The organism is Streptomyces sp. NBC_00162 (assembly GCF_024611995.1).
Lineage (GTDB): Bacteria > Actinomycetota > Actinomycetes > Streptomycetales > Streptomycetaceae > Streptomyces.
Map to the genome: position 1 here is coordinate 5193868 of NZ_CP102509.1, position 17974 is coordinate 5211841.

Annotated in this window: 12 protein-coding genes; 7 read left to right on the forward strand and 5 right to left on the reverse strand. The window is 72.6% G+C overall.

Annotated elements, in window-relative coordinates; genetic code table 11:
* Positions 1-192: 192 nt before the first annotated feature.
* The 3 genes from JIW86_RS24280 (at position 193) to JIW86_RS24290 (ending at position 4622) form a co-directional block, all read left to right on the forward strand.
* Positions 193-1203: an SMI1/KNR4 family protein gene (locus tag JIW86_RS24280; protein ID WP_257555988.1), complete on the forward strand. Its 1011-nt coding sequence runs from the start codon at positions 193-195 to the stop codon at positions 1201-1203.
* Positions 1204-1210: 7 nt separating this feature from the next.
* Positions 1211-3634 carry an SUKH-4 family immunity protein gene (locus JIW86_RS24285; RefSeq protein ID WP_257555990.1) on the forward strand — a complete coding sequence of 808 codons (2424 nt, stop codon included), beginning with the start codon at positions 1211-1213 and terminating at the stop codon, positions 3632-3634.
* Positions 3635-3749: 115 nt separating this feature from the next.
* Positions 3750-4622 (forward strand): cellulose-binding protein, encoded by an 873-nt coding sequence (locus JIW86_RS24290; protein WP_257555992.1) that lies wholly within the window; start codon positions 3750-3752, stop codon positions 4620-4622.
* Between the two features lie 18 nt (positions 4623-4640).
* Here the strand turns inward: JIW86_RS24290 and JIW86_RS24295 are convergent, their stop codons facing one another.
* Positions 4641-5501 (reverse strand): alpha/beta fold hydrolase, encoded by an 861-nt coding sequence (locus JIW86_RS24295; protein WP_257555994.1) that lies wholly within the window; start codon positions 5499-5501, stop codon positions 4641-4643.
* Positions 5502-5583: 82 nt separating this feature from the next.
* Here JIW86_RS24295 and JIW86_RS24300 point away from each other — a divergent pair, with 82 nt between their 5' ends.
* Positions 5584-6147 (forward strand): CGNR zinc finger domain-containing protein, encoded by a 564-nt coding sequence (locus JIW86_RS24300; protein ID WP_257555996.1) that lies wholly within the window; start codon positions 5584-5586, stop codon positions 6145-6147.
* Here JIW86_RS24300 and JIW86_RS24305 read toward each other — a convergent pair.
* Positions 6144-6965, reverse strand: a complete 822-nt coding sequence (locus JIW86_RS24305; RefSeq protein ID WP_257555998.1) for a hypothetical protein — start codon at positions 6963-6965, stop codon at positions 6144-6146. The genes JIW86_RS24300 and JIW86_RS24305 overlap by 4 nt on opposite strands.
* Positions 6966-7038: 73 nt before the next feature.
* Positions 7039-8622, reverse strand: a complete 1584-nt coding sequence (locus tag JIW86_RS24310) for an MFS transporter (RefSeq protein WP_416237593.1) — start codon at positions 8620-8622, stop codon at positions 7039-7041.
* A 343-nt stretch (positions 8623-8965) separates the two neighbouring features.
* Here JIW86_RS24310 and JIW86_RS24315 point away from each other — a divergent pair, with 343 nt between their 5' ends.
* On the forward strand, positions 8966-9742 hold the full coding sequence (locus JIW86_RS24315) for an ABC transporter ATP-binding protein (protein WP_251063796.1): 777 nt from the start codon (positions 8966-8968) through the stop codon (positions 9740-9742).
* Positions 9739-12321, forward strand: a complete 2583-nt coding sequence (locus tag JIW86_RS24320) for an ABC transporter permease (RefSeq protein ID WP_257556000.1) — start codon at positions 9739-9741, stop codon at positions 12319-12321. Before JIW86_RS24315 ends, JIW86_RS24320 begins: the two co-directional genes overlap by 4 nt.
* 115 nt (positions 12322-12436) lie before the next feature.
* Here the strand turns inward: JIW86_RS24320 and JIW86_RS24325 are convergent, their stop codons facing one another.
* Complete coding sequence (locus tag JIW86_RS24325) at positions 12437-13699, reverse strand: DUF2079 domain-containing protein (protein WP_257559417.1); 1263 nt, start codon at positions 13697-13699, stop codon at positions 12437-12439.
* Positions 13700-14094: 395 nt separating this feature from the next.
* Between JIW86_RS24325 and mfd the strand changes: the two genes are divergently transcribed.
* A complete protein-coding gene (mfd, locus tag JIW86_RS24330) occupies positions 14095-17634 on the forward strand; it encodes a transcription-repair coupling factor (protein ID WP_257559418.1) in 3540 nt (1179 codons plus the stop codon).
* A gap of 75 nt (positions 17635-17709) precedes the next feature.
* Here the strand turns inward: mfd and JIW86_RS24335 are convergent, their stop codons facing one another.
* Complete coding sequence (locus JIW86_RS24335; protein WP_257556002.1) at positions 17710-17892, reverse strand: antitoxin; 183 nt, start codon at positions 17890-17892, stop codon at positions 17710-17712.
* Between the last annotated feature and the right edge of the window lie 82 nt (positions 17893-17974).

Genomic DNA, 17974 nt, shown 5'->3' on the forward strand with positions numbered 1-17974 from the left:
TGTCGGGCACGCCCCCGTGCCGCGGGGACAGCCTGTCAAATGTCACCTGTCATGCGGAAGCGGGGTCGAATATTCGTATCAATTCGGATGTTCCCGGCCACCGGCCGGGCGTGCGGGTCGTGAGCGGCTGAGCCTCTTGCCCCAGCGCATAGGCTGTGGTGAACCAGCCAGATCCAGCAGGGGGCTACCGCCATGACGACAGGTCGGCTCGGGCAGCAGGCCGCGCCACCCAACGCCGCTTATTCGGGGCAGGTCGTGCATTTCCCGGACCCGGTCCGGGCCGCTCGGCATCCCCACGGAGTGCGGATGGACGGCAACGGGCATCCGGACTTCTCCGCGTACGCGCGTGCGGCGGTGGAGATCGCAGAGCCGCCGGAGGGCTTCGGCGTGGACGAGCTGCGGCTGACGGACTGCGTCTCCGCGAACGCGGCGATGCAGGCGGCCGGGCACGAACTGTGGGACACGGTCGGCCCGGTGGCGACGCCGCACGGCTGGACCTGGCACCACGTCGCGGGTTCGCGGCGCATGGAGCTGGTCCCGGTCGAGGTGAAGGCGCTGCTGAGGCACCACGCGGGGCTGACGACGGCGCCGGTGGACCACGGGAAGCGCGGGACGCGGCCGTTGCAGGAGGTGCGCCCGGCGCACCTGGGGCTGCCGAAGTCCGTGGTGTCGGTCTCCGAGGAACAGGTGCAGGGGGTCGAGGAGGACCTCGGCTACCGGCTGCCGGAGGCGTACCGCTCGTTCCTCAAGGCCGCGGGCGGCTGCGCGCCGGTCGGCGCGGGGCTGGACGTGGACCTCGGCCTGCTCGTGGACCAGCCGTTCTTCACAGTGCGTGAGGAGGCGGCGGTCAACGACCTCGTCTACGTCAACAAGTGTCTGCGGGATCACCTGACGAAGGACTACCTGTGCGTGGCCTTCGTACAGGGCGGACTGCTCGCCCTGAAAGTGAAGGGAGAGGGCATCGGTTCGATGTGGTTCTCCCCGTACGACGATGCGCGCGACCAGGACGGCTGGTCGGTGCAGGAGCGCGTGGAGCGGCTGTTGCTGCCGTGCGGCGGTGATTTCGACGCCTTTCTGGAGCGGTTGGCGGGCAACCCGCCGGAGCTGGAGACGGTGGCCGGTCTGATGGTGGACGGCGGATTCGCACGCTCGGTTCCCGTGGCGGGGACGGTTCCGCCACGTGCCGGTTCGGTTGAGGGGTGATGGCGCGGTGGTGACATTTGCGCAGGCGCAGGAGCGCGCCGAGGAATGGATCAACGGCGACGTCCCCGCGTACCAGCACCGGGAGGTGCGGGTACGGGAGTTCGGGCTCGGGTTCGTGGTGTGGGCGGAGGACCGCGCGGCCGGTCCGGTCTCCGGGGGCGGCCGGCAGCGGCTGGTCATCGCGCGGGACAGCGGGGAGGTGACGCTGTGGCCGGGGCTGCCGGTGGGTGAGGTGATCCGCCGGTACGAGGAGGAGTACGGGGCCGCGGCTGCCTCGACGGCTTCGGAGGCTTCGGTTCCGCCGCCGCGGATCGACTCGGAGCAGACCTCGTTCATGCTGAGCCCGCCGGAGTGGCTGCAGGAGGCCGCGGACCGGGCGGGGATCCCGCCCGCCGCGGCTCCGGCTGCCCCGGCTCCGGCTCCGGCTCCCGCTCAGGTTGCGGCTCCCGCTCCGGTGGAGCCGGCCGACGCCGCGCCCGCTCCGGCTGCTGCTCCGGCCCCGGCGCCCGTGGACGCGGTGCCGCTGCGGCGCGGGGGCGAGATCCCGTACGAGCCGACCGCCAACGACGGGGTGCCGGCCGGGTCCACGCCGTGGGCCGGGACCGATGTGAACTCCGGTACGGACGACGCGTCCGTACCGCTGCCCGCGACCGTGTTCGCGCCGCCGCTGTCCGGGTCGGACCTGGAGGAGGCGCCGCCGTCCGCGGTGGCTCCGGAGGCGAAGACCACGCTGATGCCGGGCGGCAGCCAGCTGCCGCGGACCGCGGTCGTACCGGCGCTGGCTCCGGAGTCGGGCTCCATCGCCGACGCGCCGACGAGCAAGGCGCAGGTCTCCCGGCCGGCCGGGCAGACGCCCGGTGCGGGCCAACCGCCGACGCCGCCGGGTCCGCCCGGGGCTCCCGGGTCGCTCGGGCGCGGGCTGGACCATGCCGCGACGATGCTGGCCGGTCCGGCCGTGACGGGTCAGCCGCCGGCGCCTCCCGGTCCGCCCGGTGCTCCGGGTGCCGGGGCGCCGCAGCCTCCCGGTCCGCCGGGTCCGCCGGGTCCGCCGGGTCCGCCGGGTCCGCCGGGTCCGCCCGGGGCTCCCGGGTCGCTCGGGCGCGGGCTGGACCATGCCGCGACGATGCTGGCCGGTCCGGCCGTGACGGGTCAGCCGCCGGCGCCTCCCGGTCCGCCCGGTGCTCCGGGTGCCGGGGCGCCGCAGCCTCCCGGTCCGCCGGGTCCGCCCGGTGCCCCCGGCGCTCCCGGTGGCGGGCTCGACCACGCCGCCACCATGCTGGCCGGTCCCGCCGTGACCGGTCAGCCCCCGGCGCCCCCCGGTCCGCCGGGGGCTCCCGGTGGCGGAGCGCACCACGCCGCGACGATGCTGGCCGGTCCGGCCGTGACGGGCCAGCCGCCCGCGCCCCCCGGCCCGCCGGGCGCTCCGGCGCCGCAGCCTCCGGCGCCCACCGGCGTGCCCACGGTCGGCCCCGGCTACCAGGCCGTGCTCCGCTACCGCGCTCACGACGGCTCCGAGCAGCAGCTCATCCGCCGTTCCGCGCCCGGTACCCCGCACCCCGAGTGGCAGATCCTGCACGAGCTGCGCGCCATGAACGTGCCGCCGCAGCAGGTGCTGGAGCTGCACACCGAGCTGGAGTCCTGTGAACTGCCCGGCGGTTACTGCGCCCGGATGATCCGGGAGACCTGGCCGCAGGTGCGGATCACCAGCGTGGCTCCGTACGGCAAGGACCACGCGGGCCGTCAGCAGGGCATGCGCCATCTGCTCACCCATCAGGGCGAGCTGCACCAGGTGGCGGACGGCCCGGCGCGCCCCGCGCCGGTACGGGCGCCCCTGCCGCAGGTCCCGCTGCAGCCCGCGATCCCGCTGGACGCGATCGCGCAGGAGCTGGCGGGGGCGTTCGGCCCGCAGGGCGTGTTCCGCTTCGACCAGCGGGCGGTGTCCCGTCAGGGCGTGCCGGAGATCGTGGCGCAGACGCTGATGTGGTCGGGCCTGCCCGTCGACTTCGGGCCGTTCTTCTGGGCGCAGGCGGTGCCGGGCCAGCCGGTGCCGACGCTGGCCGAGCTGGCCGCGCAGCGGCAGGTGCAGCCGGCGTCGGACGCGGGGTCGTACCTCGTCGTCGGCAGCGACTTCGGCAAGGCGCTGTGCGTGCAGTACGGCACCGCGAACATCGTGGCCGTGCCGGTGGAGGGCGGTCCGGGCGGTGCTCCGGTACCCCCGCAGTTCGTGAACTCGAGCCTGCCGCAGTTCGTACGGTCCCTCGCGATGCTGGGTCACATGTGGCGGCTGCGACAGCACCTGACGCCGGAACAGGCGGGGCGCTGGACCGTCGATTTCCAGGCGAATCTGGCCGGGCTCGACAGCGCGGCACTGGCCTCGCCGGAGAGCTGGTGGTCGGTGCTGCTGGAGCAGATGTGGGACGGACTGCTCTGATCGGTTGAATGGCCGGGCCGAGACCCTCGAACGGGGTCTCGGCCCGGCCATTCCGGCTTCTGGGGCCAAATGACGCATCCTTGACAGGAATCCCCGCGAGAGAGGCGCTTCCAGGATGAGTGCACCCATTGCGACTGTGCGCGGCCGCGGCTACCGCACGGACGAGGTCGACCGGTATCTCGCCCGGCTGTCCGGCAGCCGTGACGAGGCCTGGGAGCGGGTGGCACGGCTGACCGTCCTGGGGAAGCAGATGGAGGGGGAGGCGGCGCGGCTGCGCGAGGCCGTGTCCGCGCTGGCACCGCAGACCTACGAGGACCTGAGCGAGCGCGCCCGCCGGATCCTGCTGCTGGCGCAGGAGGAGGCGGACGTCCTGCGGGGCGACGCGCGGGTGGACGCGGCCGAGGCGATCGGCGCGGCCGAGGCGCACGCGGAGCGGGTGGCGGAGCTGGCGCGCCTGGACGCGGAGGCGGTGCGCGAACAGACCGACGTCCGGGCCCGGCAGGGGCTGTTGCGGGCGCAGCGGGAGGCGGACGACGCGCGGGCGGAGGCGCGGGACGACGCGCAGGGGTGGCGGTCGGAGGCGCAGGCGAGGCTGGCGGAGACGCGGCGGCGGTCGGAGGCGCTGCTGGCGGAGCGCGAGCAGGAGCAGCTGGAGCGGTGGGAGGCGGCCGAGCGGGAGCTGCAGGCGCGGGAGGCGGAACTGGAGGCGCGCCACGCGGAGCTGGAACGGTACGCCGAGGCCCGTCTGGCCGAGGCCCGCCGGGGCTTCGCGGAGGCGGAGGAGGCGGCGCGGCACGGTCAGGAGGACGCGGAGGCGCTGGCCGCCGAGCTGGTCGCGGAGGCGCGGGTGGCGGAGGAACGGGCGGGGCGGGAGACGGAGCGGATCCTGCGGGAGCACGCGGAGGCGGAGGAGGAGATGCGGGCGCACATGAACCACGTCCGCTCGAGCCTGGCCGCCCTGACCGGCCGTGCGCCCGCCGAGGGCTGACCTGGCTCCGCCGGCGTTTTACGGGAGTTCGGCGAGGAACGTCGCGATCAGGGGGGCGATGGCCGGGAGGTGGGACTCCAGGGCGAAGTGGCCCGCGCCGTCGAAGACGTGGACGGCGGCCTCCGGGACGTCCTGGAGGTAGGCCTTCGCACCCGCCGGGGTGAAGAAGGGATCGCCGGCGCCCCAGACGACCAGGACCGGCGGCCGCGCCGTGCGCAGCCAGGCCTGCCAGGCCGGGTAGTGGCCGAAGTTCGAGGCGTAGTCGAAGGCGAGATCGGCCTGGGCGTCCGCACGCCCCGGCAGCCCGAGGTAGTGGACGTCGAGCGTCCAGCTGTCCGGGGAGATCAGGGAGGGGTCCGCGACCCCGGTCTCGTACTGGAAACGGGTCCCCTCCACGGTGAACAGGCCCCGGATCCGGTCCTCGTCGCCCGGCACCTCGCGCCGCAGCCCGGCGAACTCGCGGGCCGCCTCCGCGAGGCCCTCCTCGTACGCGTTGCCGTTCTGGACGATCAGGCCGGTCACGCGGTCCGGCCGCCGGGTGGCGAGCCGCAGCCCGACCGGGGCGCCGAAGTCGAAGACGTACAGGGCGTAGCGGTCCAGGCGGAGGGCGTCGGTGAAGCCCTCCACGATGTCGGCGAGCCGGTCGAAGGTGTACGTGAACCCTTCCGGGGCCTCGGTGCGGCCGAAACCGGGGTAGTCGGGGGCGATCAGGCGGTACCGCGTGTCCCCGAGCGCGTCCATCAGACGGGCGAACTGGTGCGAGGCGGTGGGGAAGCCGTGGAGGAGCAGCAGGACGGGGCCGTCGGCGGGGCCGCTCTCGCGGTAGGCGACGCGTACACCGTCCACGTCGACGGTGCGGTGCTGAACGGACGTGATCATCACATGCCTCCTGGTGGCTGGGTGGCATTAGTCTCGCCCCAAGATCCCTAATGGGTCAAGTGTTTCAGGTAGCATTAGTCGCATGACTTTTCCGCTGACCGGCGAGCCCCTCGCCCTGGATCTCCTGAACACCGTGATCGCCGAGGGCGACCTCGTCGCCGCGCCGGCGGATCTCGCGCGGTGGCTGGCCGAGCAGGCCGGGCGGCTGACCCCGGTCGCGGAGCCGGGTGCGGCCGAGGTGGCCGCCGTACGGGCCGTGCGGGAGGCCGCGCGCGCGGCGCTCGCGGCCGTACGGGACGGGGAGCGGCCGCCGCGCGAGGCGCTGCGCGCGCTGAACGAGGCCCTGGCCGCGGCGCCCGCCCGCCTCGAGCTGGCCTGGAGCGCGGAGGCGGGGCTCACCGCCGCCCCGCAGCGCGCGGCGGCCCCGGCGCGGCGGCTCGCGGCCGAACTGGCCGAGGCGGTCGCGGAGTTCCTGACGGACCCCCGGGTCACCTCGGTCCGCGCCTGCGAGGCGGAGGACTGCGTCCTGATGTTCCTTCCGGCGCACCCGCGGCGCCGCTGGTGCGTGGCGGCGGTCTGCGGCAACCGGGCCCGGGTGGCCCGGTACTACGCCCGCCACAAGGCGGACACGGCCCAGGAGGTCTAGGAAGCCTGGGAGGCCTCGTACCGGTACGGGTCGCTGCGCAGGCCGCGGGCCGTGACGACCACCGTGAACGGGGGAGTGACCGAGGCCGGGAGCGGGGCCGTCAGGGCGCCGGTCAGGGGATCGGGTTCCGCCGGGACGGGGGAGTCGTTCACGGTGAGGACGGGCGTGGTGAAGCCGCCCCCCTCCACCGTGAGCCGGCCGTCGGAGACGGTGACGTCCGTGATCACCGGGTTCGGGCGGACGGCCATCTTGTTCACCAGGTACGCCCCCGCCGGGGCGCCCGTCAGTGCCCAGATCTCGGAGGGCAGGTCGGGGAGCCCGGCGCCGACGTCCGAGAGGAAGAACAGGACGACGTAGAGCATCGTGACCGCGCTCAGCGCGACGTACTGGAGGTCGACCAGGTCCGTGCGCCCGCCGTCGTTCGCGATGAGCTCCCGCAGCGGCCGCCGTCCCGACGCCGCGGGCTTCGCGGCCGGTTTGGCCATGCTGCCGTTCTCGACGCGCATGCCGACCACCGTCTTCGCCGCGATCATGGCCACGTACGGGCCCCCGAGCAGCGGCAGGTACACGGTCGTCAGCGAGGACAGCGGGCCGTGCTCGCCCCGGAACCAGCCGACGCCCCCGCCCGCGGTGAGTCCGTAGCCGAGGGTGGTGAGCAGCAGCCAGACCAGGATCACGGTCCAGGCCAGGGCCAGTGCCGTGGAGGTGGAGAGCCTGCCGTCGCGGCCGGTGACGAAGGCCGGGTGGTGGTGGAGCCGCCGGGCGAGCGGCCCGGCCAGTGCGGCAAGTAACAGCAGTGCGAGAAATGCGGAAGCCATGCGTCGTCCCCCCGGAAACGGTCGTGGGTCCGACTTAACCCGTTGACCCGGAGCATGACAAGTCGCGGCCCGGTCAGGGCTGTTGCTCCTCCACGTGCTCCGGCAGCACCGGGAACCTGCGCGGCGCCATCAGCAGCAGCACCAGCAGCGAGGCCACGGCCGCGCCCGTCGCGCCGAGGAAGATGTGGTCCACGGCGGCGGCCACGGCCTCGCGCAGGTAGTCGGCGGCCGCCTGGGAGAGCAGGCCCGGCTGGTCCAGGGCCTTCGTCACGTCGTCCAGGGCGGTCGGCAGTCCGGACACGGGGGCGTCGATCAGGCGGGCGGCGATGGTGGCGTTGGCTACGGCGGCCAGCAGGGCCGCGCCGATGCTCTGGCCGACCTGGCGGGAGAACAGCACCGAGGCGGTCGCCGTTCCCCGCTCCGCCCAGCCGACGGTGGACTGGACCCCGACGATCAGCGGGAGCTGGAAGAGGCCGAGGGCGCCGCCCAGCAGCAGCATGATCAGCGCGGGCTGCCAGGGCCGGGCGGGATACGGGAGCAGGGTGAAGGAGTACAGGATCACCGCGGCCAGACCCATGCCGACGGCCGCGGTCCTCCTGAATCCGATCCGCCGGTAGACGTGCTGGCTGAGGGCGGCGGTGATGGGCCAGCTCAGGGTCATCACGGACATGACCAGCCCGGCGCCGACAGGCCCGAGTCCGAGCACGGACTGGGCGTACGTCGGCATGAACACCATCGGGGCGACCATCAGCAGGCCGAGCGCCCCCATGGCGAGGTTGACGGCGGCGATGGTGCGCTGGCGCCACACCCAGCCCGGCAGGATCGGTTCCTCGGCCCGGCGTTCCACCCGGACCACCACCGCGGCCAGCACCGCGCTCGCGCCGAGCAGTCCCAGCGAGGGCGCGGACAGCCAGGGCCAGGCGACCCCGCCCTGGACGAGCGCGAAGAGCAGCAGCCCGCCGCAGGCGAAGATCGACAGTGCCCCCGCCCAGTCGACCGGGCCGCGGCGCGCGGGGGACCGTACGGGCTCCTTCAGGTGACGGCTGATCATCCACAGGGCGAGGGCGCCCAGCGGCAGGTTGATCAGGAAGATCCAGCGCCAGTGGGCGTACGAGGCGAGCAGCCCGCCGAGCGCCGGGCCGGCCACGGCCGAGGTGGCCCACACGGTGGACATCCGGGCCTGGATCCTCGGCCGGTCCTTGAGCGGATACAGATCGGCGGCCAGGGTCTGGACCGTGCCCTGGAGGGCGCCGCCGCCCAGGCCCTGGACGATCCGGAAGGCGATCAGGGCGGCCATGTTCCAGGCGAGCGCGCACAGCAGCGAGCCGATGACGAACAGGCCGATGCCGAAGAGCAGCACCGGCTTGCGGCCGAAGGTGTCGGACAGCTTCCCGTAGACGGGCAGGGTGACGGTGACGGCGAGCAGATAGCCGGAGAAGAGCCAGGAGAAGACGGCGAACCCGCCGATGTCGCCCACGATCTGGGGGACGGCGGTGGAGACGATGGTGCCCTCGAGGGCGGCGAGCGCCATGCCCAGCATCAGCGAGGCCACCACGGCGGCGGGCGGCCGGCCCGGCTTCGGCGCGGGCCCCGTGCCCGACGCGGCGCCCGCGGGTATGCCGTCCGGACTTCCTTCCGTGCTCTCCGCTGTCCCCACCGAGATTCCTTCCCCCTGCACGTACTCGCGGGGAACACCTTCTCACCGCTGCCGCATGCGCCGGTATCCCCCATGTCAGGTCCGCCGAAGGGTGGAGAACCCCTAGGGGAGGCTCCGCACAACGGCCCAGGGGTCATTCGTCCCGGCGGAGGAGGAGGAAGGTTCCGGCGCGTCCTTAACTGGTTCACATGGGGCCGCAAGCCCCGAGGGGTGGGGTTAACCCCCGGGTGGATACGGCGATGGGCACCAGCGCGCCGGAGCCCGGTCCGCAACAGACTTCGAACGCGGCGACGAACGCACACCGCCCGGCAGACCGAGAAGGAGAAAGACCGTGACAACGGCTATGACCGAAACCAGGCACGGGGGTACTGGAGGGCATGCAGCCGTCGCGGCCCGGGCGCGGAAGGTCGTCAAGGCCTACGGCTCCGGTGAGACGCGGGTCGTCGCCCTGGACGACGTGGACGTGGACATCCACCGCGGCCAGTTCACCGCGATCATGGGCCCCTCGGGCTCCGGCAAGTCCACGCTGATGCACTGCCTCGCCGGTCTCGACACCGTGACCAGCGGGCAGATCCACCTCGACGACACCGAGATCACCGGGCTGAAGGACAAGAAGCTCACGCAGCTGCGCCGGGACCGGATCGGCTTCATCTTCCAGGCCTTCAACCTGCTGCCCACGCTCAACGCCCTGGAGAACATCACGCTCCCCATGGACATCGCGGGCCGCAAGCCCGACGCCGAGTGGCTGAACCGGGTCGTGGAGACCGTCGGCCTCGCCGGCCGCCTCAAGCACCGCCCCACCGAGCTCTCCGGCGGTCAGCAGCAGCGTGTGGCGGTCGCCCGCGCCCTCGCCGCCCGCCCGCAGATCATCTTCGGCGACGAGCCCACCGGAAACCTGGACTCCCGGGCCGGCGCCGAGGTCCTGGGCTTCCTGCGCCGCTCCGTGGACGAACTCGGCCAGACCATCGTCATGGTCACCCACGACCCGGTCGCCGCCTCCTACGCGGACCGCGTCATCTTCCTCGCCGACGGCCGGATCGTCGACGAGATGTACGGGCCCACCGCCGAGCAGGTCCTGGACCGGATGAAGGACTTCGACGCGCGCGGGCGGACGTCATGAGCAACACCGTCCTGAAGACCTCCCGGCGCAACTTCGTCGCGCACAAGGGACGGATGGCGCTCTCCGCCGTCGCGGTCATGCTCTCCGTCGCCTTCGTCTGCGGGACCCTGGTGTTCACCGACACCATGAACACCACCTTCGACAAGCTGTTCGCCGTCACCAGTTCCGACGTGACCGTCAGCCCGAAGGCCGCGAAGGGCGGCGAGGAGACCCCGGACCGCGGCAAGCCCGAGATGCTCGACGGCTCGGCCGTAGAGCAGGTCAAGAAGGCCGAGGGCGTGGCGGGCGCCGAGGGCGCGGTCATGTCGATGTCCGTCACGGTCGTCAACTCCAAGAACGAGAACATGGGCTCGACCACCGGTGCCCCGACCATCGCGGGCAACTGGAACGACAACGAGCTCAAGTCCATGAAGATCACCTCGGGTCAGGCCCCGCGCGGCCCCACCGAGGTGATGGTCGACGCCGACACCGCGGACAAGCACCACCTGGGGCTCGGTGACGAACTGCGCACCATCGCCGTCACCGGCGACTTCCGCGCCAAGATCAGCGGTATCGCCACCTTCACCGTGACCAACCCGGGTGCGGCGATCGTCTACTTCGACACCCCCACCGCGCAGCGGCAGCTGCTCGGCGCCCCCGGTGCCTTCACGCACATCAACGTCACCGCGAAGGAGGGGGTGAGCGACGAGCAGCTCAAGCAGAATGTCGCCACCGCCGTCGGCGCGGACACCTACAAGCTCCAGACCTCCAAGGAAGCCGCGGACGCCAACCGCAAGGACGTCGGTTCCTTCCTCGACGTCATGAAGTACGTGATGCTCGGCTTCGCCGGGATCGCCTTCCTCGTCGGCATCTTCCTGATCTTCAACACGTTCTCCATGCTGGTCGCCCAGCGCACCCGTGAGATCGGCCTGATGCGCGCCATCGGCGCCGACAGCGGACAGGTGCTCAAGTCCGTCGTCGTCGAGGCCTTCCTCCTCGGAGTCGTCGGCTCGGTCCTGGGCGTCGGCGCGGGCGTCGGCCTGGCCGTCGGACTCATGGAGCTCATGGGCCAGATGGGCATGCACCTGTCCACCGACGACCTCACCGTCGCCTGGACCACCCCGGTCGTCGGCGTCTTCCTCGGCGCCGTCGTCACCGTCATCGCCGCCTACGTCCCGGCCCGCCGGGCCGGCAAGGTCTCCCCGATGGCAGCCCTGCGCGAATCGGGCACCCCCGGCGACAAGAAGGCCGGCGTCGTCCGCGCCGTCCTCGGCCTGGTCCTCACCGGCATCGGCGGCGCGGGCCTCTACCTCGCCGCCGCCGCCGACGAGGCCGGACCCGGATCGCTCTGGCTGGGCCTGGGCGTGGTCTTCACCCTCATCGGCTTCATCGTGATCGGCCCGCTGCTCGCCGCGGGCGTGGTGCGGGTGCTCTCCGGGGTGGTGCTGCGGCCCTTCGGCTCCGTGGGCCGGCTCGCCGAGCGCAACGCGCTGCGCAACCCGCGGCGCACCGGCGCCACCGCCGCCGCGCTGATGATCGGCCTGGCGCTGGTCGCCTGCCTGTCCGTGGTCGGCTCCTCGATGGTGGCCTCCGCCACCGACGAGCTCGACCAGTCGGTCGGAGCGGACTACATGATCGCCTCGCAGACCCAGCAGCCGGTCATGCCGCAGGCCGAGCAGGCGCTGAAGTCCGTCCGGGACCTCGACCACGTCACCACCTACCGCACGGTGGAGGCGAAGCTCACCGCCCCCGACGGCTCCACCGAGACGGACGAACTCGGCGCCACCGACCCGACGTACGCCAAGGACATCCGTCGCAAGATGATCGCCGGCGAGCACGCGGCGGCGTACGGCAAGGACTCCATGTCGGTCGGCTCGGAGTACGCCACCAAGCACGGCATCAAGGTGGGAGACGAGCTGGCGGTCGCCTTCACCGGCGGCAACACGGTCAAGCTCAGGGTCGCGGCGATCACCAGCGACGAGGGCAACCTCGACAAGGGCATGAAGTACATCAGCACCGCGGTCGCCGAGGCGAACGTCCCGGCCGACCGGATGCCGCGCCCCTTCATGCTGCTGGCCGGTGCGAAGGACGGGCAGTCCGACACCGCGTACACGGCGGTCAAGGCGGCGCTGGCGGAGTACCCGCAGTACCAGGTGCTCAACCGGGCCGACTACAAGCAGTCCCTGAAGGACCAGGTCGGCCAGCTCCTGAACATGGTCTACGGGCTGCTCGCCCTCGCCATCATCGTCGCGGTCCTGGGCGTCGTGAACACCCTGGCGCTGTCGGTGGTCGAGCGGACCCGCGAGATCGGCCTGATGCGCGCCATCGGCCTCTCCCGCCGCCAGCTGCGCCGCATGATCCGCCTGGAGTCGGTGGTCATCGCCCTGTTCGGCGCCCTGCTCGGCCTGGGGCTGGGCATGGGCTGGGGGGCCACCGCGCAGCAGCTCCTCGCCCTCCAGGGCCTGAAGGTGCTGGAGATCCCGTGGCCGACGATCCTCGGGGTGTTCGCCGCCTCGGCCTTCGTGGGCCTGTTCGCCGCACTGGTCCCGGCCTTCCGGGCGGGGCGGATGAACGTCCTGAACGCGATCGCGAGCGAGTAGGAGGGCCCGCGTTCGTACGGGGGTACGCCGGTCCGGGACCTTGGGGGGTTCCGGACCGGCGTGTTTTTCGTGTCCGGGTCCGGGTCCGCGGCCTGGGCCTGGGCCGTCGGGGCCGTCAGACGCGCTGCATCAGGACGACGCCCTCCGCCTCGCCCACCAGGGTGAACCGCGCGCCGGGATGCAGCTGGTGCGCGTAGGCGGTCGGGTCCTCGCCGACCCACTTGGAGGTGTTGTCGAGGGTGATCCAGTCCGGGACCACGCCCTTGCTGCCGCCGATCCAGAGCACCCGGCAGCGGGAGGTCAGCCGGGTCAGCGGCCCGGTGTCGGCCTCCACCGTCGCCCCGTCGGGGATCCGGTCGAGGAGTTCCTCGATGGCGGTGACGCGGGCCGGCTTCTCGTACGTACGGGCCTGCGAGAGCTTCTCGGTCGGCAGGCTGGTCGCGCTGAGGGCGAGGCCCGCGGCGAGGACGGCGGTGGGCAGCTGGAGGGCGTACGAGCGCAGCCAGGGCCGCTCGCTGCGCCGGACGGTGTCGATGGCGTCGACGAGGGCGAGGAAGACGACCGGCATGAGCACCGCGCTGTAGTGCCAGTCGGTGGACCAGTAGTGGTCGTCCCCGGACAGGAACCGCCAGCCGAGGGTGGGGGCGGCGACCAGCAGCAGCGGCGAGCGCAGGGCGAGCAGCCCGGAGGTGGGGATCAGCACCCAGGCCAGGGTGGTGAGCTTGATGTCGATGCCGGCGAAGGGGCCCGCGCCGTCGATCTTGTCCCAGTAGCCGTAGCCCGCGGTGGCGAAGGCCGGTATGAACACGGTGAACACGAGGACGGCGAAGACCGCGGCCCCGGCGGCGACGCCGAGGGCGGTCCAGCCGGCCCGCCGGTCGGTGGGCATGGCCCGCCAGGCGACGACCACGGCCAGCGCGGCGAGCGTGAAGCCCAGGTCCTCCTTGACGAAGATCAGGGGCAGCCCCCACAGCAGGGCGGCCCGCCAGCGCCGGTCGAGCAGCGCCTCCAGGGCGAAGGCGAGCAGGGGCACGGCGAAGGCGATCTCGTGGAAGTCGAACTCCACGGCCCGCTGGATCCCCCAGGACAGCCCGTACGCGATCCCGACGGCGAGCCCGCGGGGCCGGCCGAGGAGCCGTCCGGCCGCCCGGGTGACGGGGACCGCGGCGAGCGCGAACAGCGCGGCCTGTGCGACCAGCAGGGTGAGGGGGCCGGGGAAGAGCCGGTAGACGGGGGCGATGAGAGCGATGATCGGGGAGAAGTGGTCCCCGAGGATGTTGGCCCCGGGCCCCTTCAGATCGGCGACGGGCGCCTGGAGGTGCGCGTAGGCGCGGATGGCCTGCTCGAAGATCCCCAGGTCCCAGGAGGCCCACTCCATCCGCCGGAACCTCCCGACGGACAGCACCAGGTAGACGAGGAACAGCCCGCCGGCCACCGCCCACGGCCCGGCCCACCGGCCCCGAATCGGCGTGCCCCGCACCTGTTCGGCCGCGGCCTCGGGGCGGGCTATCGCATCGCTCGTCACGGCCTCGTGCTCCCTCGGCGAGCTCGGACGGTCAGTACGTCGACATCGTAGAGGGGGATGTGCTTGTCCCGGGTGACGAGCGTGAGCGCTCGGCTCGGCGGGCGCCGGCTCCGTCACCCCCGTGGGTGACCCGAATCCCCCGCGCGTGGCGGCGGAGGCCGTCGTAGGGTGGGAACCCCCGGCCCGTGCGACGTGTCGGGTCCTTCGCGTTGCCCGTTCACGACCTTCACCGGATGGAAAGTCTCTACATGAGCCTGCACGGACTGCTCGACGCCGTCACCCGGGACCCCGCCCTCGCCGAGGCGGTCACCGCGGCCGGGGACGGCAACCGGATGCATGTGGACCTGGTCGGCCCCGCCGCCGCGCGGCCCTTCGCGATCGCCGCGCTGGCCCGGCAGACCGAGCGGACCATCCTCGCGGTCACCGCCACCGGGCGCGAGGCCGAGGACCTGGCCGCCGCACTGCGGTCGCTGCTACCCTCGCCCGACGAGGTGGTGGACTACCCGTCCTGGGAGACGCTCCCGCACGAACGGCTCAGCCCGCGCAGCGACACCGTCGGCCGCCGGATCGCCGTGCTGCGCCGCCTCGCGCACCCGAGCAAGGACGACCCGGCCGCCGGCCCCGTCTCGGTGGTCGTCGCGCCGATCCGCTCCGTGCTCCAGCCGCAGGTCAAGGGGCTCGGGGACCTGGTGCCCGTGGCCCTGCGGCAGGGCCAGAGCGTCGACCTCGGCGAGGTGACCCAGGCGCTGGCGGCCGCCGCGTACCAGCGCGTGGAGCTCGTCGAGAAGCGCGGCGAGTTCGCCGTGCGCGGCGGCATCCTCGACGTGTTCCCGCCCACCGAGGAACACCCCCTGCGCATCGAGTTCTGGGGCGACGAGGTCGAGGAGATCCGTTACTTCAAGGTCGCCGACCAGCGGTCGCTGGAGGTCGCCGAGCACGGACTGTGGGCCCCGCCCTGCCGCGAGCTGCTGCTGACCGACCAGGTACGGGAGCGGGCCGCGGCCCTCGCCGAGGCCCACCCCGAGCTCGGCGAGCTGCTGCACAAGATCGCCGAGGGGATCGCCGTCGAGGGCATGGAGTCCCTGGCCCCGGTCCTGGTCGACGACATGGAACTGCTGATCGACGTCCTGCCCGCCGGGGCGATGGCCGTCGTCTGCGACCCCGAGCGGGTCCGGACCCGGGCCGCCGACCTGGTCGCGACCAGCCAGGAGTTCCTGATGGCCTCCTGGGCGGCCACCGCGGGCGGCGGCGACGCCCCCATCGACGTCGGCGCCGCCTCCCTGCGCGGCATCGCCGACGTACGCGACCACGCCCGCGAGCTCGGCATGATGTGGTGGTCCGTCTCCCCCTTCGCCGCCGACGAGGCGGACCTGGCCGGCGGGGACACCTTGAAGCTCGGCATGCACGCCCCCGAGGCCTACCGCGGCGACACCGCCCGCGCGCTCGCCGACACCAAGGGCTGGATCGCCGACGGCTGGCACACCGTCTACCTCACCGAGGGCCACGGTCCGGCCGCCCGCACCGTCGAGGTGCTCGGCGGCGAGGGCATCCCGGCCCGGCTGGAAGCGGACCTGCGCGCCCTCGAGCCGAGCCTCGTGCACGTCGCGTGCGGCACGATCGACAACGGGTTCGTCGACCCGGCACTGAAGATCGCGGTACTGACCGAGACGGACCTCACCGGGCAGCGCACCGCCAGCAAGGACCTCGGCCGGATGCCGACCCGGCGGCGCAAGACGATCGACCCGCTGACCCTGGAGACCGGCGACTACATCGTCCACGAACAGCACGGCGTCGGCCGCTACATCGAGATGGTGCAGCGCACCGTCCAGGGCGCGACCCGCGAGTACCTCCTCGTCGAGTACGCCCCCGCCAAGCGCGGCCAGCCCGGCGACCGCCTCTACATCCCCACCGACCAGCTGGAGCAGGTCACCAAGTACGTGGGCGGCGAGGCCCCGACCCTGCACCGGCTCGGCGGCGCCGACTGGACCAAGACCAAGGCGCGCGCGAAGAAGGCGGTCAAGGAGATCGCCGCCGACCTCATCAAGCTCTACAGCGCCCGCATGGCCGCCCCCGGCCACACCTTCGGCCCCGACACCCCCTGGCAGCGCGAACTGGAGGACGCCTTCCCGTACGCGGAGACGCCCGACCAGCTCACCACCATCGCCGAGGTCAAGGAGGACATGGAGAAGTCGGTCCCGATGGACCGGCTGGTCTGCGGCGACGTCGGCTACGGCAAGACCGAGATCGCGGTCCGCGCCGCCTTCAAGGCGGTGCAGGACGGCAAGCAGGTCGCCGTCCTCGTCCCCACGACCCTCCTCGTGCAGCAGCACTTCGGCACCTTCTCCGAGCGGTACGCACAGTTCCCGGTCGTCACGAAGGCGCTGTCCCGCTTCCAGAGCGACAGCGAGGCCAAGGCCACCCTGGAAGGACTGCGCGAGGGTTCGGTCGACGTGGTCATCGGCACCCACCGGCTCTTCTCGCAGGAGACCAAGTTCAAGGACCTGGGCCTGGTCATCGTCGACGAGGAACAGCGATTCGGCGTCGAGCACAAGGAACAGCTGAAGAAACTGCGCGCCAACGTGGACGTACTGACCATGTCCGCGACCCCGATCCCGCGCACCCTGGAGATGGCGGTGACCGGCATCCGCGAGATGTCGACCATCACCACCCCGCCGGAGGAGCGGCACCCGGTGCTCACCTTCGTCGGCCCGTACGAGGAGAAGCAGATCGGCGCCGCCATCCGCCGTGAACTGCTGCGCGAGGGCCAGTGCTTCTACATCCACAACCGGGTCGAGTCCATCGACCGGGCCGCAGCCAAGCTCCGTGAGATCGTGCCCGAGGCGCGGATCGCGACCGCGCACGGCCAGATGTCGGAGCAGGCCCTGGAGCAGGTCGTGGTGGACTTCTGGGAGAAGAAGTTCGACGTGCTCGTCTCGACGACGATCGTCGAGTCCGGCATCGACATCTCCAACGCCAACACCCTGATCGTGGAGCGCGGCGACAACTTCGGCCTCTCGCAGCTGCACCAGCTGCGCGGCCGCGTCGGCCGCAGCCGCGAGCGCGGGTACGCCTACTTCCTCTACCCGCCGGAGAAGCCGCTCACGGAGACCGCGCACGAGCGCCTGGCCACCATCGCCCAGCACACCGAGATGGGCGCCGGCATGTACGTGGCCATGAAGGACCTGGAGATCCGCGGCGCGGGCAACCTGCTCGGAGGCGAGCAGTCCGGCCACATCGCGGGCGTCGGCTTCGACCTCTACATCCGCATGGTGGGAGAGGCCGTCGCCGACTACCGGGCGGCCGTCGAGGGCGGGGTGGAGGAGGAGCCGCCGCTCGAGGTCAAGATCGAGCTGCCGGTGGACGCGCACGTCCCGCACGACTACGCGCCCGGCGAGCGGCTGCGCCTCCAGGCGTACCGGTCCATCGCGTCGGCCAACTCCGAGGCGGACGTCAAGGCCGTGCGGGAGGAACTCACCGACCGCTACGGCAAGCTGCCCGAGCCGGTGGAGAACCTGCTGCTGGTGGCGGGGCTGCGGATGCTCGCGCGGGCCTGCGGGGTCGGTGACATCACCCTCCAGGGCCCCAACATCCGCTTCGGCCCGGTGGAGTTGCGCGAGTCGCAGGAGCTGCGCCTCAAGCGGCTCTACCCGGGGGCGGTGCTCAAGCCGGCCACCTCGCAGGTGCTGATCCCGCGGCCGAAGACCGCCAAGGTCGGCGGGAAGCCGCTGGTCGGCCGGGAGTTGCTGGCCTGGACCGGGGAGTTCCTGACCACGATCCTCGGGTCGTAAGCGTCTTCATACGGCCAGGCGCGCGGCCGGTGACCTGCGGGTCTCCGGCCGCGCCGCGGGCTGCTCGGGCGCGGGCTACCTGTTCGGGTCGTCGTCGATGCCCAGCTGCTTCTCGACCTGCTGCTGACCCTGGTCGACCTGCTTGGCGTACTTGCTGTCGGTGCGCTGGTTGATCTGCTGCTCGGCGGCGTCGGACGCCTGCTTCGCCTGCTTGCTGTGGCCGTGCAGCAGTTCCCTGGCCTTGTCCAAGATCCGCATGCGAGGGCTCCCTTCCGTATTCCTTTTGCGACGCTACGCGCGTTTTTGGGGATCCGCCCGCCGGAGGTCTGCGGCGACCCTG

Bases quoted from the DNA above. Each gene is read 5' to 3' on its own strand.
- JIW86_RS24325 (WP_257559417.1), bottom strand. From the start codon at position 13,699: ATGGAGTGGGCCTCCTGGGACCTGGGGATCTTCGAGCAGGCCATCCGC.
- JIW86_RS24315 (WP_251063796.1), top strand. From the start codon at position 8,966: ATGACCGAAACCAGGCACGGGGGTACTGGAGGGCATGCAGCCGTCGCG.
- JIW86_RS24295 (WP_257555994.1), bottom strand. From the start codon at position 5,501: ATGATCACGTCCGTTCAGCACCGCACCGTCGACGTGGACGGTGTACGC.
- JIW86_RS24335 (WP_257556002.1), bottom strand. From the start codon at position 17,892: ATGCGGATCTTGGACAAGGCCAGGGAACTGCTGCACGGCCACAGCAAG.
- JIW86_RS24280 (WP_257555988.1), top strand. From the start codon at position 193: ATGACGACAGGTCGGCTCGGGCAGCAGGCCGCGCCACCCAACGCCGCT.
- JIW86_RS24305 (WP_257555998.1), bottom strand. From the start codon at position 6,965: ATGGCTTCCGCATTTCTCGCACTGCTGTTACTTGCCGCACTGGCCGGG.
- mfd (WP_257559418.1), top strand. From the start codon at position 14,095: ATGAGCCTGCACGGACTGCTCGACGCCGTCACCCGGGACCCCGCCCTC.
- JIW86_RS24290 (WP_257555992.1), top strand. From the start codon at position 3,750: ATGAGTGCACCCATTGCGACTGTGCGCGGCCGCGGCTACCGCACGGAC.
- JIW86_RS24300 (WP_257555996.1), top strand. From the start codon at position 5,584: ATGACTTTTCCGCTGACCGGCGAGCCCCTCGCCCTGGATCTCCTGAAC.
- JIW86_RS24320 (WP_257556000.1), top strand. From the start codon at position 9,739: ATGAGCAACACCGTCCTGAAGACCTCCCGGCGCAACTTCGTCGCGCAC.